Annotated in this window: 15 protein-coding genes; 5 read left to right on the forward strand and 10 right to left on the reverse strand. The window is 60.8% G+C overall.

The window, feature by feature from the left end; genetic code table 11:
* Positions 1-141: 141 nt before the first annotated feature.
* The 4 genes from AC1DLT_RS06270 to AC1DLT_RS06285 form a co-directional block, all read right to left on the reverse strand.
* Positions 142-333 carry a helix-turn-helix transcriptional regulator gene (locus AC1DLT_RS06270; protein WP_477486210.1) on the reverse strand — a complete coding sequence of 64 codons (192 nt, stop codon included), beginning with the start codon at positions 331-333 and terminating at the stop codon, positions 142-144.
* Positions 334-531: 198 nt separating this feature from the next.
* Entirely contained in the window at positions 532-1,503 is a 972-nt protein-coding gene (locus AC1DLT_RS06275) for a hypothetical protein (RefSeq protein ID WP_477486211.1), read from the reverse strand.
* A gap of 3 nt (positions 1,504-1,506) precedes the next feature.
* Positions 1,507-2,700, reverse strand: coding sequence for a tyrosine-type recombinase/integrase (locus tag AC1DLT_RS06280; RefSeq protein ID WP_477486212.1), 1,194 nt, complete (start codon positions 2,698-2,700; stop codon positions 1,507-1,509).
* A gap of 231 nt (positions 2,701-2,931) precedes the next feature.
* Positions 2,932-3,186 carry a DUF6074 family protein gene (locus AC1DLT_RS06285; RefSeq protein WP_038539407.1) on the reverse strand — a complete coding sequence of 85 codons (255 nt, stop codon included), beginning with the start codon at positions 3,184-3,186 and terminating at the stop codon, positions 2,932-2,934.
* Positions 3,187-3,556: 370 nt separating this feature from the next.
* Between AC1DLT_RS06285 and AC1DLT_RS06290 the strand changes: the two genes are divergently transcribed.
* A complete protein-coding gene (locus AC1DLT_RS06290; protein WP_477486213.1) occupies positions 3,557-4,330 on the forward strand; it encodes a siderophore-interacting protein in 774 nt (257 codons plus the stop codon).
* A 64-nt stretch (positions 4,331-4,394) separates the two neighbouring features.
* Here AC1DLT_RS06290 and AC1DLT_RS06295 read toward each other — a convergent pair whose 3' ends face one another.
* The 5 genes from AC1DLT_RS06295 to AC1DLT_RS06315 form a co-directional block, all read right to left on the reverse strand.
* Entirely contained in the window at positions 4,395-4,736 is a 342-nt protein-coding gene (locus tag AC1DLT_RS06295; RefSeq protein ID WP_477486214.1) for a YciI family protein, read from the reverse strand.
* Entirely contained in the window at positions 4,726-5,568 is an 843-nt protein-coding gene (locus tag AC1DLT_RS06300) for a class III extradiol dioxygenase family protein (RefSeq protein WP_477486215.1), read from the reverse strand. The genes AC1DLT_RS06295 and AC1DLT_RS06300 overlap by 11 nt, the downstream gene beginning before the upstream one ends.
* Entirely contained in the window at positions 5,561-5,914 is a 354-nt protein-coding gene (locus AC1DLT_RS06305; RefSeq protein WP_477486216.1) for an extradiol ring-cleavage dioxygenase, read from the reverse strand. Before AC1DLT_RS06305 ends, AC1DLT_RS06300 begins: the two co-directional genes overlap by 8 nt.
* Positions 5,911-6,618, reverse strand: a complete 708-nt coding sequence (locus tag AC1DLT_RS06310; protein ID WP_477486217.1) for an alpha/beta fold hydrolase — start codon at positions 6,616-6,618, stop codon at positions 5,911-5,913. Before AC1DLT_RS06310 ends, AC1DLT_RS06305 begins: the two co-directional genes overlap by 4 nt.
* 250 nt (positions 6,619-6,868) lie before the next feature.
* Positions 6,869-7,900: a uroporphyrinogen decarboxylase family protein gene (locus AC1DLT_RS06315; RefSeq protein WP_477486218.1), complete on the reverse strand. Its 1,032-nt coding sequence runs from the start codon at positions 7,898-7,900 to the stop codon at positions 6,869-6,871.
* A 163-nt stretch (positions 7,901-8,063) separates the two neighbouring features.
* Between AC1DLT_RS06315 and AC1DLT_RS06320 the strand changes: the two genes are divergently transcribed.
* The gene (locus AC1DLT_RS06320) at positions 8,064-8,768 is read left to right on the forward strand and encodes a ribonuclease activity regulator RraA (RefSeq protein WP_477486219.1); all 705 of its coding nucleotides are present in this window, start codon (positions 8,064-8,066) and stop codon (positions 8,766-8,768) included.
* Positions 8,768-9,694: a dihydrodipicolinate synthase family protein gene (locus tag AC1DLT_RS06325; protein ID WP_477486220.1), complete on the forward strand. Its 927-nt coding sequence runs from the start codon at positions 8,768-8,770 to the stop codon at positions 9,692-9,694. Before AC1DLT_RS06320 ends, AC1DLT_RS06325 begins: the two co-directional genes overlap by 1 nt.
* A gap of 213 nt (positions 9,695-9,907) precedes the next feature.
* Here AC1DLT_RS06325 and AC1DLT_RS06330 read toward each other — a convergent pair whose 3' ends face one another.
* Positions 9,908-11,023 (reverse strand): NAD(P)/FAD-dependent oxidoreductase, encoded by a 1,116-nt coding sequence (locus AC1DLT_RS06330; RefSeq protein WP_477486221.1) that lies wholly within the window; start codon positions 11,021-11,023, stop codon positions 9,908-9,910.
* Positions 11,024-11,149: 126 nt separating this feature from the next.
* Here AC1DLT_RS06330 and AC1DLT_RS06335 point away from each other — a divergent pair, with 126 nt between their 5' ends.
* Both AC1DLT_RS06335 and AC1DLT_RS06340 read left to right on the forward strand, forming a co-directional pair.
* Positions 11,150-12,100, forward strand: coding sequence for a D-2-hydroxyacid dehydrogenase (locus tag AC1DLT_RS06335; RefSeq protein WP_477486222.1), 951 nt, complete (start codon positions 11,150-11,152; stop codon positions 12,098-12,100).
* A 167-nt stretch (positions 12,101-12,267) separates the two neighbouring features.
* Positions 12,268-12,522, forward strand: coding sequence for an acyl carrier protein (locus AC1DLT_RS06340; protein ID WP_247136759.1), 255 nt, complete (start codon positions 12,268-12,270; stop codon positions 12,520-12,522).
* Positions 12,523-12,525 lie beyond the last annotated feature (3 nt).

Below are 12,525 nucleotides of genomic sequence, written 5' to 3' on the forward strand. Positions count from 1 at the left end.
GCAGGTAGGCGTTGAGAAACCCTATCCACGCCTCAGCGGCAGCCCGACCGTCGTCAAATGACAATGTTAGTTGCGCCTTACGGCTTGCCTCTGCGTACCGCTGGAAAGCGGCCTGCTGCTCTTCGTCGCTCGCGATCATGATCAGGCGTCCCGTGCGGCCTTGGCAGATTCGATGACGCCAAGAATTTCGGACTGCGGCCACTTGGAAAGCGTACCGATCTTGATCGGCTTCGGCACGATGCCGTCAGCAACGCGACGGTAGAACGTCGGGATACTTACATCGAGGATCGCTGCAGCTTCTTTTTTCGTAAGAAGAGGGTCGTTGATTTGCATGTGTTCAGCCCGTGATTTGTTGATACGGGCTGAATCATTGCTAATTTTTTTCGTTGAAAATAGACGGCACGATTATCGAAATCATTGCGCCAATTGCGCCCTTATCAGCCGATCGCAAGCTCGATCTCAAGGTCCCAGATGAAAGGATGCGGGGAACGGACACCGACATCTAGCCCTATTCCTGCTACGAATTCGAATTCAATTCGCTCTTCGCTTAGGTTTGGGGCCAGGACGACTTAGTTGGAGCTCCGGATGGTCGAAATCGATATCAGCCCAAACGCGCTCGAATTCTCTACCGGCCATACCCAGTTCTGTCGCCGCCCTATCTTTGATTAGGGGCTTCTTGATTGTCTCCTCTGCCTGAATGATTGACAGAATGCGGTGATACGAAGTGTCCTCGCCGTTCCTTTCCCTTATCGGCACTGCGGGCGCGGAAGAGTCGCCAAATAACATACTCATCCATTCCTTCGGCAATATTATCGAGCAACCGTCAAATGGTAAAAGCGGCCGAAGATTGCCACTTCTTTGTTCTTCGCGGCTGACAAGGTCAACGATGGACATAGATGGCTCAATGCCAGCTGTCTCAATCAATTGCGTACCTCGTTTAAACAAGTCGATGCTTTCCCAGTACGCTTTGAGGCGGGTGAAATCAAAGCATCCATTTTCAAGATCCACGATCGCGATAAACTTATCCACCTCGCGTGGCAGACCCCGCATGGACATGCTACGCATTTTGAACAGAGGTTCGTTTACAAACAGAACCGGCCAATAAGGCATCGACAGAGACTTGACCCCAAAGACCAATTCGTCGTCGAGTAGGCCCGCCTCCAGAAAAGCCTGTTCCCGTGCGGCGAAATAGCCGGAGTCTCCGCTTAATGAGGCCCGGGGAAGAAAAACTGCCGGAGGCAGATGTAGATGTACGCCATCCGGACGCAACACGCATGCACTGCCTTTTCCTGCGATCTTCAGACGGGCAATGATGTCATAAATCAAGAATTCTGCAGCGAATTCCACGTTGGATAGCATATGGGAAAAAGCGGGCCGCTTTTCACCTCTTTCCTCTGCCGCTGCAACCCGAAGCGCGCGCTCATCTTTGAGTTTATTACGAATTGTGCCGAGTGCGGTTTTCCAAACGAACTGAAGCGAATCATATCCTTCAATCGATAGCATGCATTAGCCTTTCATCAATTGCAGCACTTGACCGCCTTGGCCGGTGACGTGCTGTGCCCATCGCGCCATCAGCTTGCGACGCTGTTCCAAGAAATCGGTTCGTCTGTAGGCGCGTTCGACAGTCCCGCCGACGACGTGCCCGAGAGCTGTTTCCGCTATATCGTGAGGAGTGTCCGTCGTTTCCGCGATCCAGTCGCGGAGGCTCGATCGGAAGCCGTGCGGGCGAGCCGCGAGCTTGGCTCTTTCCATCAATCGGCTCATTGTCATATCGGAAACGACGCCTTGATTAACGCTGGGGAAAAGGTACCCGTCACGTGCAAGCGGGCGAGCCTGCTCGATAACCTCCAGCGCCTCGTCGGACAGCGGCACTCGGAAGTCAGGCGTCTTGTCCTTGCGGCCCTTCATGGCCTCGCCCGGTACGGTCCAGACATCGCCGTCGATCTGCTCCTCACGAATGAACCGAAGAGGGCCCGAGCGGACGCCCGTAAGGATCAGGAGCTTCAGCGCCAGGTGCGTAACCGTGCCGTCACTGAGGGAAAGGTAAAAGGCCGGAACCTCAGGCCATGGCATGGCGGGAATGTTGCCCGCCTTATGCCGCTGGCGACCCAGGAGGGCGCGAGCCTTGTCGGTCGCCTGAATATCAACATCGAGCCCGAGAGCCGCGGCATGCTTGAAACAGATGCCGAGCCGGTTGATAGCCTTCTTCGCCGTCTCCGCCTTGCTGTGCCAGATAGGCGCCAACGCATCACGGATATCGGTCTGGTTGATGTCGGCGATCGGGATCTTGCCTAGCTTCGGAAGGATGTGCAGCTCAAGCGGGCTGAACCAGCGGCCTGCAACGCCGTCGCCTTTCAGTTCGGCCTTGCGGCTCTCGAAGGCGTCTTCCGCGATCTCCTTTAGAAGATGAAGATTGCGAGCCGCTTCTCGCCGGAGCCGATCCCGTTCTTTGATCGGGTCGAGGTTTTGCCGTGCGACAGCTCGCCATTTTGCGGCTTCATCACGGATCTCTTTCAGAGTAATCTCTGATGACGAGCCGAGGCCCATCTCGCGGCGCCGGCCGTGGACGGTGACTCGTAGCACCCACTGACCGCCGCCGTCCCCGCGTTTCTGAAGCCACAGACCGCCGCCGTCAGCGTACTTGCCCGGACCAGAATTCTTGATGCCGAGGGCTGTCAGCTTGTTCAATTCCCGCCCCATCCATCCACCTTTCTATCCACCTTTGAAGGTGAGATTCACTGGTTGTGGACGATAGCGGATGATACGAGAACAAACAAGGAAGATGCCGGCGTTACAAGGCCTCTGGAGTAACTTGATACACAATGATAAGTAGTGATATTCGATTCCTGTGCCTGCAAGCGGCACCACTTATCTCCAATTGTTCCATAGCGCCTGCGTCGCCGACATCTCCGCGCAAAGGCCGGCGCGGGTTTAACCTGCCACAAGGCTGGTTTCGTCGCCGAGGCAATCGCTCTGGAGCTGGATCTGGACGGCGTGCATAAAGAGACCGGCCTGGCGGGAGATTTCCTCGTCTGCTACGCCCTGGGCTTTAAGAGCTGCCGCAAAACCGGCCATTTCCGATCGCCAGAAACGGTTCGCTTGTTCGCCGTGAAGCCGCAGAAGCGCCTCAGCGCAGCGTTTTACGTCAGCGGTGCGCCGATCGGCGGGGAATTGCAGCAGCGTCATGCCATCTCCATACTGTCGGGCGAATCGCCCAGGGATCGCAGCACATTGGCCGCCAGTCCTTCACAAAGGCTGAACGACTGGAGTTATCTGGTGCGGGGAAGGTGGATGTCGAGGCCATCGCTTTGAATGCGACAACTATCCGACTGCTGTTGCTTACAGTTTCCCGTTGGCAAAATTACGGGAGTTGGCGCTCGCCATCCCTTGTCGTCCGGACTTTGCCAGCCTACCTAAAGTTCACACTGCGAGTGCCGCAAGGCCTCGCACGTAAGCGTTAACGTCACTCAACGCGCTGATCGATCGGGCATTGCCGGTTTCGGTCTGCGCGGCTGTGTCCGGCAGGTCGGTATCGACATCCCCTGAAAGGACTTAGATGAACGACTTTACGACCCAAGACCAGATTTCCTCCGCCCCCAAGATCGAGCGCATCCGTCACGAACTCAAGCGTCGTGTACTGACGGTCGAAACCGTCGAGCGCATCACGCCGCAGATGCTGCGCATCACACTGACCAGCGAGGATCTTTCGGATTTCGTCAGCGCTGCGCCGGACGACCACGTCAAGATATTTCTGCCGACAGCTGCCGGTGAACCGGAGCGCCGCGATTATACGCCTCGTCGCTACGATCAGGGGGCCAAGTCCCTGGTGCTCGATTTCGCCGTCCACGATGCCGGTCCTGCCACGCGATGGGCGCTGGATGCCGGACCGGGCAGCACGTTGTCGATCGGCGGTCCGCGTGGGTCGGCCGTCATCTCGGGCGTGAAACGCTGGCTGCTGATCGGCGACGAGACCGCGCTTCCCGCCATGGGTCGCCGTATCGAAGAAGCCGGCGGCGACGCCGTGATCACGAGTATCGGGCTGGTCGTTGGGCCTGAAGAGGAACAGGTCTTCGAGACGCGAGCGTCGCTGGAGACGCTCTGGGTGCACCGCCCTCTTTCCCGCGCCACGGACGCCTCCGGGCTGATCTCCGTACTCGATACGATTGCGCTTGAGCCCGAGACCTTCATCTGGGTCGCCGCCGAGGCCTCGGTCGCCCGTGCCGCTCGCGCCTATCTGGTCGAAAAGCGCGGATATCCGCTCGCCTGGATCAAGGCTGCCGGATACTGGGCCGAGGGCAAGGCGGATGCCCATGAGACGATCGGAGACTGAACGACATGACGAAAAGCCCGCCATCCTGGCCGGATGGCGGGCTTTTTTATTGGCCTAAATGCGATCAGCCGTTCTTTCGCGGGGTCATCGGATCGCTGATCCGGGCCGCCTGGAACGTGTCCGGCAGCTGCGTCAGCTCGATCGCCGAAACGATCCCGGCGCGATTGAAGGGATCGCCTTGCGCAAAAGCCTGCGCCTCTTCGAGGCTCGCGGCCTCCAGGACGCCGAAATTGCCGAGCGACGAACCGCTCTCGTCGACAAGCGCCGAACCGATCAGGACCGCAGCAAGGCCCTCTCCGCCCGACTGGACCCAGGCCCGATGCGACAGGCGATGGGTATCGCGGGCGGCATCCTGGCCTTCATGGTGCAGGCAGCGCATCAGGAAAAACATCGGATCAGGCCGCATTTTCCAGCACGACCATGCCGGCGCCGGTCATCGAGGCCGGGGCGTGGTAGTGCTTGTGGATAAGGTTGACGTCGCTGTTCATCGCGGCGCGCATGACGAGCCACATGATCAGCTCGGCGCCTTCGGAGCCGAATTGTTCCACATAGTCTTCGCGGCTCATGGCGCGATAGGGTTCCGGATTGCTGGCGATGCCGTCCAGCCAGGCGCGGTCGGCCGTCTGGTTGATGAAGCCGGCGCGGGCGCCCTGAAGCTGATGCGACAGGCCACCGGTGCCGAGAATGACGACGCGTTCGTCGCCCGGCCAACTCTCGATCGCTTCGCGCAGGACCTTGCCCATTTCCCAGCAGCGTTGCGGGGTGGGGATCGGATACTGGATGGTGTTGACCCAGATCGGCAGTACCTTCACCGGCCAGGCTTCCGGCCGGCCGAAAAACAGTTCCATCGGCACCTGCAGGCCATGATCCACCTCGATCTCGCGGCAGACCATCGGGTCGAAATGACGCTCGACCAGCTTGTCGACGAAATGCCAGGAGAAATCGACTGCCCCTTCGAATGCCGGAATGGCGCGCGGTCCCCAGCCTTCGTCGACCGGATTGTAGGTCTCGGCGACGCCGACAGCGAAGGTCGGCACGCGGTCGAGGAAGAAGGTATTGCCGTGATCGTTGAAGACGACGACGGCGATATCCGGCTTGGCGTCCCGCATCCACTGCTTGCCGACTTCATAGCCATCGAAGAACGGCTTCCAATCCGGCGTGTCGCGCAGTCCCTTGTCGAGCGCAGCACCAATCGAGGGAACGTGGCTTGTCCCGAGCCCACCGATGATCTTAGCCATTGCGCTTTTTTCCCAGTCTCATATGCAGGAAGTCTTCGTGTTCCATGCTGGCCTGCGCCGCACCGATCCTGGTGATCGGGGTCGGATCGACCGCGGAAATCTTCAAGATGAAGAAGAGATTGCCGCCAAGGCGCACCATCTCGTGCCAGTCGCGGGCCATGACCGCCGACTTTTCATGGGGGCTCAGGCCGAAACTGTCGAGATAGGCCTCTTCATCAGCCTTGAAGGCTGCGCGGTTGGCGGGCTGGCCAAGTGCCATCGCCATCTTGTTGATCCGGTAGCCGCGGATCGAGCCTGCCCGGTCGAAGAGCGGGGTATCCGGTATCGTAGCTGCTGCTTCACTCATTGGGATTCTCCAAATCTGCGCGCCAGCCATTCGGTGATGGCGGCGGTGGTTTCCACGGGGCGTTCGACGGGGGCGAAATGCCCGGCATTTTCGATGATGACGAGCTCGGCATCCGGCGCTGCGTCGGCGATTTCCTGGTGCTGGGCGATCGGGCTCCAGCCATCCTGGCGAGCGGCGACAAGCAGGATCGGGCAGCGGAGATCGGCGATATAGGCGCTGGCGTCCGGGCGGCCGATGAGGGCGCGAATGTGGCGCTCATGAACCTGCGAGCCTGCCCTGAGGACCATGGCGTGGAGGCGTCCGATCAGGTCCTTGTCACCCACCCGGGCCGGATCGAGCATCGGCGGCAGCCATTGCTGCGCCAGGTCCTCAATGCTGCGGTTGCCGAGATCGATCATCTGCTGACGCTTGATTTCCTCGCCTTCGCGCTTTGGATGATGCCCCGTATTGGCCAGCACAAGACCGCGAACCCGATCGGGCGCCATGCGAGCCATTTCCAGGGCGACACGTCCGCCCATCGAGTGGCCGACGGCGATGACTTCGCCATCCGTCTCGTCGAGAAGCGTTCGAGCCATTCCGGTGATCGATGTGCCGTCGGAGAGATCGGCGTGATGAACCGGCAGGACGCCAGACGCCGCTTCGGCCAAGGGCGCCCAGACGATGGCGTCCGATACAAGCCCGGGTATGAGAACAAGGGTCGTCATGATCTTCCTATCGGACCAGCCTTGTTGTGTGGGGCAGATTGCCCCGGCCACAAACCGAAAATCCTCTGACGCAGAGTATACATCTATTTTATTTGGGATACAATATGCGGTTTGCAAGTCGCTTATGGCGGTATTTTTAGATGTTTGGGATACATATTGTCGTATCGCGTGTACCCAGCGCCGAGGCCGCAAAACAAAAGGGCGATTGCCGTGGCAATCGCCCCTGTTATCCACGCACTCAATTGGAAGATCAGGCAGCCTCGCCGAGTTCCCGGCGCATGATCTTGGCACCCTCGACCATCGCCTTCATCTTGCCGAAGGCCACTTCGCGGGGCAGGTATTTCATGCCGCAATCGGGCGCGACGATGATGTTCTTCGCCTCGACGTAAGGCAGCGCCCGCCGGATGCGGGCAGCGACAATTTCCGGAGTCTCGATATTCATGTCCGACAGGTCGATGACGCCGAGCATCAGCGTCTTGCCGGAAAGGCCGGTCAGCGTCGAGCAATCGAGGTTCGACTGCGCGGTTTCGAGCGACACCTGATGGCAGGAGCAGCCCGAAAGCTGGGTCAGGAAGGAATAGCCTGACGGCCGCTCATGGATGATCGCCGCATAACCGAAGCAGATATGCACGGCGGTCGTGCCCTGGACGCCGTCGAGCGCGCGGTTGAGCGCCGCGAGACCATACTGTTCCGCCTTCTGCGGCCGGGCCTGCATGTAGGGTTCATCGATCTGCACCACATCCGCGCCGGCGGCGAAGAGATCCCGGATCTCGGCGTTTACCGCGTCGGCGTAGTCGTAGGCGGCTTCTTCTTCCGACTTGTAGAAATCGTTCTGGGCCTGCTGCGACATGGTGAAGGGGCCGGGCACGGTGATCTTGATCTTGCGGTCCGTGTGGCTGCGCAGGAATTTCACGTCCTCAGCCTCGACCGCATGTCTGCGGCGGATCTTGCCGGTAATGCGCGGAACGGGGTTCGGGTGGCCGGAACGATCGAGCGCCGAGCCCGGATTGTCGAGATCAACGCCTTCGAGCGCGGTCGCAAAGCGGTTGGAATAGCTCTCGCGGCGGATTTCGCCATCTGTGATGATGTCGAGGCCCGCCTCCTCCTGCGCTTTAATCGCCATGATCGTCGCGTCGTTCTGCGCTTCTGCGAGGTATTCCTGGGGGATGCGCCAGAGCTCTCTGGCGCGGACGCGGGGCGGGAAACGGCCCGCGAGCTTGGCGCGGTCGATCAGCCATTCCGGCTGCGGATAACTGCCGACGAGTGTCGTTGGAAAAAGCACTGTCTCATCCTCCAATATGTCAGTGTTGAAAGACGTTATACCTCGACAGACGGCGGTCGTGTCAATGACGACAGGGGCGTTAGTTCCTTGACGAACGAGAAGTCGCGACCGAATATCGCCCGCCGTCTGCGAAGGCGGCATTCAAAAATCCCAAGGAGAATTCATGCCGCTGGACCCCAAGATCATCGAGACGCTGAAGGGCGTCTCCACCGCCACGCTGACCACGGTGCTTTTGAAGAAGGGCCTGCGCAATGTCTGGATGCGCGGCACTAAGCCGCTGAGGCCGGGCCAGGGCCGCGTGGTCGGGCCGGCTTTCACGCTGCGTTTCGTGCCCGCCCGCGAGGATCTGGCGACGCCGGAAAGCTGGGCGTCGCCGATCTCCACCCGGGCGGCGATCGAAGCGATGCCGGAAGGCTGTATTGCGGTGGCTGACGCGCTCGGCGTTACCGATGCCGGCATTTTCGGCGATATTCTCTGCTCGCGGATGGCGAAGCGCGGTGTGGCGGCGCTTGTGACCGACGGCGTGATGCGTGATGCCGAAGGCGTGCTCGGCAGCGGCATGAAGGTCTGGTGCGACGGCATCGCCGCTCCACCCTCCGTCGCCGGCCTCACGTTCGTTGGCTGGCAGGAGCCAATCTCCTGCGGAGGTGTCGCCGTTTTCCCGGACGATATCGTCGTGGTTGATGAGGACGGCGCGGTGCTGATCCCCGCCAAGCTGCTCGACGCGGTTGTCGCCGAGGCGCCGGAACAGGAGCGCATGGAAGGCTGGATCATGACCGAAGTGGACCGCGGCGTGCCGCTGCCCGGCCTCTATCCGATGAATGCAGAAACGAAAGCCCGCTACCAGGCCTGGAAGGACACGCAATAATGACTTTCGGGATCGAGACCAAAGGCGTCTACGCCATCGCCACCACGCCATTCTTCGAAGACGGCTCGATCGATTTTGCCTCGATCGATCGGTTGACGGACTTTTATGAGCAGAGCGGCTGCACCGGCATCACCATTCTCGGGATCATGGGCGAAGCGCCGAAGATGGAGCCGGACGAGAGCCGCGCCATCATCAAACGTGTCGTCTCTCGCGCCAAAGTTCCGATCATCGTCGGCGTCTCGGCGCCGGGCTTTGCGGGGATGCGGTCGCTGGCGCGCGATGCGATGGACATGGGCGCTGCCGGCGTGATGATCGCCCCGACGCCTGCGCTGCGCACCGACGACCAGATCGTCAACTATTTCGCCGGCGCCGTCGAAGCGGTCGGCGACGACGTGCCGTGGGTGCTGCAGGATTATCCGCTGACGCTGACCGTCGTCATGTCGCCGGGCGTGATCGCCAGGATCATTACCAACCACCCGTCCTGCCTGATGCTGAAGCACGAGGACTGGCCGGGGCTGGAAAAGGTGTCGAAGCTGCGCGCCATGCAGAAGGCAGGCGAACTGCGCGCCTTCTCGATCCTCTGCGGCAATGGCGGCATGTTCCTCGATTTCGAACCGGAACGCGGCGCCGACGGCGCGATGACCGGCTACGGTTTCCCCGACATGCTGACGGAACTGATCGGCCTGTTTGCCGCCGGCAAACGCGAGGAGGCGCATGACCTGTTCGATGCGCATCTGCCATTGATCCGCTACGAGCAGCAGGCCGGCATCGGTCTGGCGATCCGCAAACACGTGCTGAAACGGCGCGGCGTCATCACCTCGGATGCGCAGCGCAAACCGGCGCAGATGCTCTCCGCGACCGCCAAGGCCGAAGTTGACTATCTGCTTACCCGTCTCGCCAAACATGACAGGCGCGCGGCGTTTTGAGAACCCCTCATTAGTGAAGCCGAGCAAGTGTCTCCCCCTCACCCGCCTCCGCTTTGCTCGGCCGGACCTCTCCCCGAGGGGAGAGGATAAGCGGCGGCGCCTGCGCACCCAAACAACTGAGGCAAAGAGGTCCGGAGACGGCGCGGCATATCTCTTCTCCCCGGCGGGGAGAAGGTGCCGGCAGGCGGATGAGGGGGCCTTCGGACTTCTACCTCAACCCAAGCTCAAGCTCTTAACCCTCTCCGCGATCGCCATGGAGGCGGTGAGGCCAGGGCTTTCGATGCCGTAAAGCGCGGCATAGGCCGGGTGGCCGGTGGTTTCAGGTCCCTGAATGATAAAGTCGCCGGCCCCTCCCCCGTTCGGGCCGAGTACTTTTGGCCGCATGCCCGAATAGGCAGGCTGCAGGGCGCCGTCCGGCAGATTTGGCCAGTAGCGGCGGATCGCCCCATAGAACTTGTCAGCGCGGCGGGGATCGACGTCGTAGTCGATCGCCTCGACCCATTCGACATCCGGGCCGAACCGCGCCTGGCCGGCGAGATCGAGCGTCAGGTGGATGCCGAGCCCGCCCGTCTCCGGCACCGGGTAGATCAGCCGCTCCGTCGGCGCGCGGCCGGTCAATGAGAAGTAACAGCCTTTTGCGTAGTGGCGCTCAGGGATAGTTCTCCTGTCGAGGCCGATCATGCCTTCGGAGATCGCCCAGGCGCTTAAGCCAGCCGAATTCACCACCAGTTTCGCCGCGATCTCCACGGGATCGCGGCCGCCGACCGAAAGCCGCGCTGTATCGGATAGAAGCTCGCCGCCAAGGACGGGCGAGTTGAGCACGACGCTGCCGCCATGCGCTTCGATATCGGCGATATAGGCTTCCATCAGGCTGTGGCTGTCGATGATGCCGGTCGATGGGGAGACGAGTGCTGCAAAGCCCGTGATCTGCGGCTCGAGGCGGGCAAGTTCGGCGCCGTCGATCAGCCGGCAATCGTTGACGCCATTGGCTTGCGCCTGCTTCAGCAGCTTTTCGAGATAGGCGACTTCGGCCTCGTTCGAGGCGACCACCAGCTTGCCGCATCGCTTGTACGGAATATGCCGGCCGCGGCAGTAATCGTAGAGCTTCTCCTTGCCGGCGACGCAGAGTTCGGCCTTGAGGCTACCGGTCGGGTAATAAAGCCCGGCGTGGATGACTTCGCTGTTGCGGGAAGAGGTGATGCTGCCGGTCATCGGCTCGGCTTCCAGGAGCACGACCTCGCGCCCGGCGATTGCCAGTTCGCGGGCCACCGCCAGCCCCACCACGCCGCCGCCGATGACGACGCAATCGAGCGTCAACACTTCACCCATGCCATTCTCCGCACTTTTGCCTTCCGGTCGGCGGGCGGGATGATATACGAGAAATCCATTGCGGCCAGCGCTTCGGCCGCCATGGTTCGATTGGGAGGAGTTTCAAATCATGCAGGAATTTTCGCGATGAAGGTCGTGTTTTTGGACCGCGACACGATCGGCCCTTCGGTGACGATCACCCGGCCCGCGTTCGCTCACGAATGGGTAGAGTACGGCAAGACGGCGCTGGAGGACGTGGCTTCCCGTATCGCGGATGCCGATATCGTCATCACCAACAAGGCGCCGGTGCGCGAGCAATCGATCGCCAATGCCTCGAGGCTGAAGATGATCGCGGTCGCTGCCACGGGTTATGACGTGATCGATCTGGCCTTCGCCAAGGAGCGCGGCATCACCGTCTCCAACGTGCGCGGTTACGCGGTCAACACCGTGCCGGAGCATACGTTCGGCCTGATCTTCGCGCTCCGCCGCTCGATCGTCGGTTTCCGCCAGGACGTGATCGCCGGCGAATGGCAGCGCGCCAACCAGTTCTGCTTCTTCAACCACCCGATCAAGGATCTGGCCGGTTCGACGCTCGGCATTTTTGGCCGCGGCACGCTCGGCAGGTCGGTGGCGAAGATCGCCGAGGCGTTCGGCATGAAGGTCATTTTCGCGGCCCGGAAAGATGCGGAAAAGGTCGAGCCCGGCTACACGGCTTTCGACGAGGTGCTGGAAACGTCTGATATCATCACCTTCCACATGCCGCTGACGCCGGCGACCCGCAACCTCATCAGCCTGCCCGAATTCCGAAAGATGAAACGGCATCCGCTGATCATCAATACCGCCCGCGGCGGGCTGGTGAACGAGGCCGATCTGGTGACCGCGCTGGACGAGGGCCTGATCGGCGGCGCCGGTTTCGACGTGCTGACCAAGGAACCGCCGGCACCGGACAATCCGCTGCTGACGATCCTGGAACGGCCGAACTTCATCCTCACCCCGCATGTGGCCTGGGCGAGCGACGAGGCGATGCAGACGCTCTGGGCACAGGTCATCACCCATGTCGAGAACTTCGAAAAGGGCTCGCCGTCCAACGCGCTCTGAGGTGACACGCTCGGAATGCGGCCTGGAGATGAATTCGCCCATAAACGACACATTGTTAGAAACGTATTTTCGACTTTAGCAAAACATTCAGGGATAGCTCGGAAGATGCCTATCCAACCGACCGCGCCTCATCCGCGCGGCAAATTTGTTTGTGGAGAGGGCCGGCGATGGCGAAAGCATTCGAAAATAGCGTGCGCGAATTCATCGCGGAAAACTTCCTGTTCCGCGCCGACGCAGAGGTTTCGAACAACCAGTCGCTGCTCGAAAGCGGCGTGATCGATTCCACCGGCGTGCTCGAACTGATCGCCTTTCTGGAGCAGACCTACGGCATCACCGTCGCCGACGAGGAAATCGTTCCGGAAAACCTCGACAGCATCGACAACATGACCAGCTACCTCACGACCAAGCTGGCAGCGGCCTGAGGC

The sequence above is a fragment of the Neorhizobium sp. 05N33 genome, from assembly GCF_056397445.1.

Excerpts from the sequence above, each read along its gene's own strand:
- AC1DLT_RS06330 (WP_477486221.1), bottom strand. The coding sequence starts at position 11,023 with ATGGGTGAAGTGTTGACGCTCGATTGCGTCGTCATCGGCGGCGGCGTG.
- AC1DLT_RS06295 (WP_477486214.1), bottom strand. The coding sequence starts at position 4,736 with ATGCGGCCTGATCCGATGTTTTTCCTGATGCGCTGCCTGCACCATGAA.
- AC1DLT_RS06310 (WP_477486217.1), bottom strand. The coding sequence starts at position 6,618 with ATGACGACCCTTGTTCTCATACCCGGGCTTGTATCGGACGCCATCGTC.
- AC1DLT_RS06285 (WP_038539407.1), bottom strand. The coding sequence starts at position 3,186 with ATGACGCTGCTGCAATTCCCCGCCGATCGGCGCACCGCTGACGTAAAA.
- AC1DLT_RS06325 (WP_477486220.1), top strand. The coding sequence starts at position 8,768 with ATGACTTTCGGGATCGAGACCAAAGGCGTCTACGCCATCGCCACCACG.
- AC1DLT_RS06300 (WP_477486215.1), bottom strand. The coding sequence starts at position 5,568 with ATGGCTAAGATCATCGGTGGGCTCGGGACAAGCCACGTTCCCTCGATT.
- AC1DLT_RS06335 (WP_477486222.1), top strand. The coding sequence starts at position 11,150 with ATGAAGGTCGTGTTTTTGGACCGCGACACGATCGGCCCTTCGGTGACG.
- AC1DLT_RS06275 (WP_477486211.1), bottom strand. The coding sequence starts at position 1,503 with ATGCTATCGATTGAAGGATATGATTCGCTTCAGTTCGTTTGGAAAACC.
- AC1DLT_RS06320 (WP_477486219.1), top strand. The coding sequence starts at position 8,064 with ATGCCGCTGGACCCCAAGATCATCGAGACGCTGAAGGGCGTCTCCACC.
- AC1DLT_RS06270 (WP_477486210.1), bottom strand. The coding sequence starts at position 333 with ATGCAAATCAACGACCCTCTTCTTACGAAAAAAGAAGCTGCAGCGATC.
- AC1DLT_RS06340 (WP_247136759.1), top strand. The coding sequence starts at position 12,268 with ATGGCGAAAGCATTCGAAAATAGCGTGCGCGAATTCATCGCGGAAAAC.
- AC1DLT_RS06305 (WP_477486216.1), bottom strand. The coding sequence starts at position 5,914 with ATGAGTGAAGCAGCAGCTACGATACCGGATACCCCGCTCTTCGACCGG.
- AC1DLT_RS06280 (WP_477486212.1), bottom strand. The coding sequence starts at position 2,700 with ATGGGGCGGGAATTGAACAAGCTGACAGCCCTCGGCATCAAGAATTCT.
- AC1DLT_RS06290 (WP_477486213.1), top strand. The coding sequence starts at position 3,557 with ATGAACGACTTTACGACCCAAGACCAGATTTCCTCCGCCCCCAAGATC.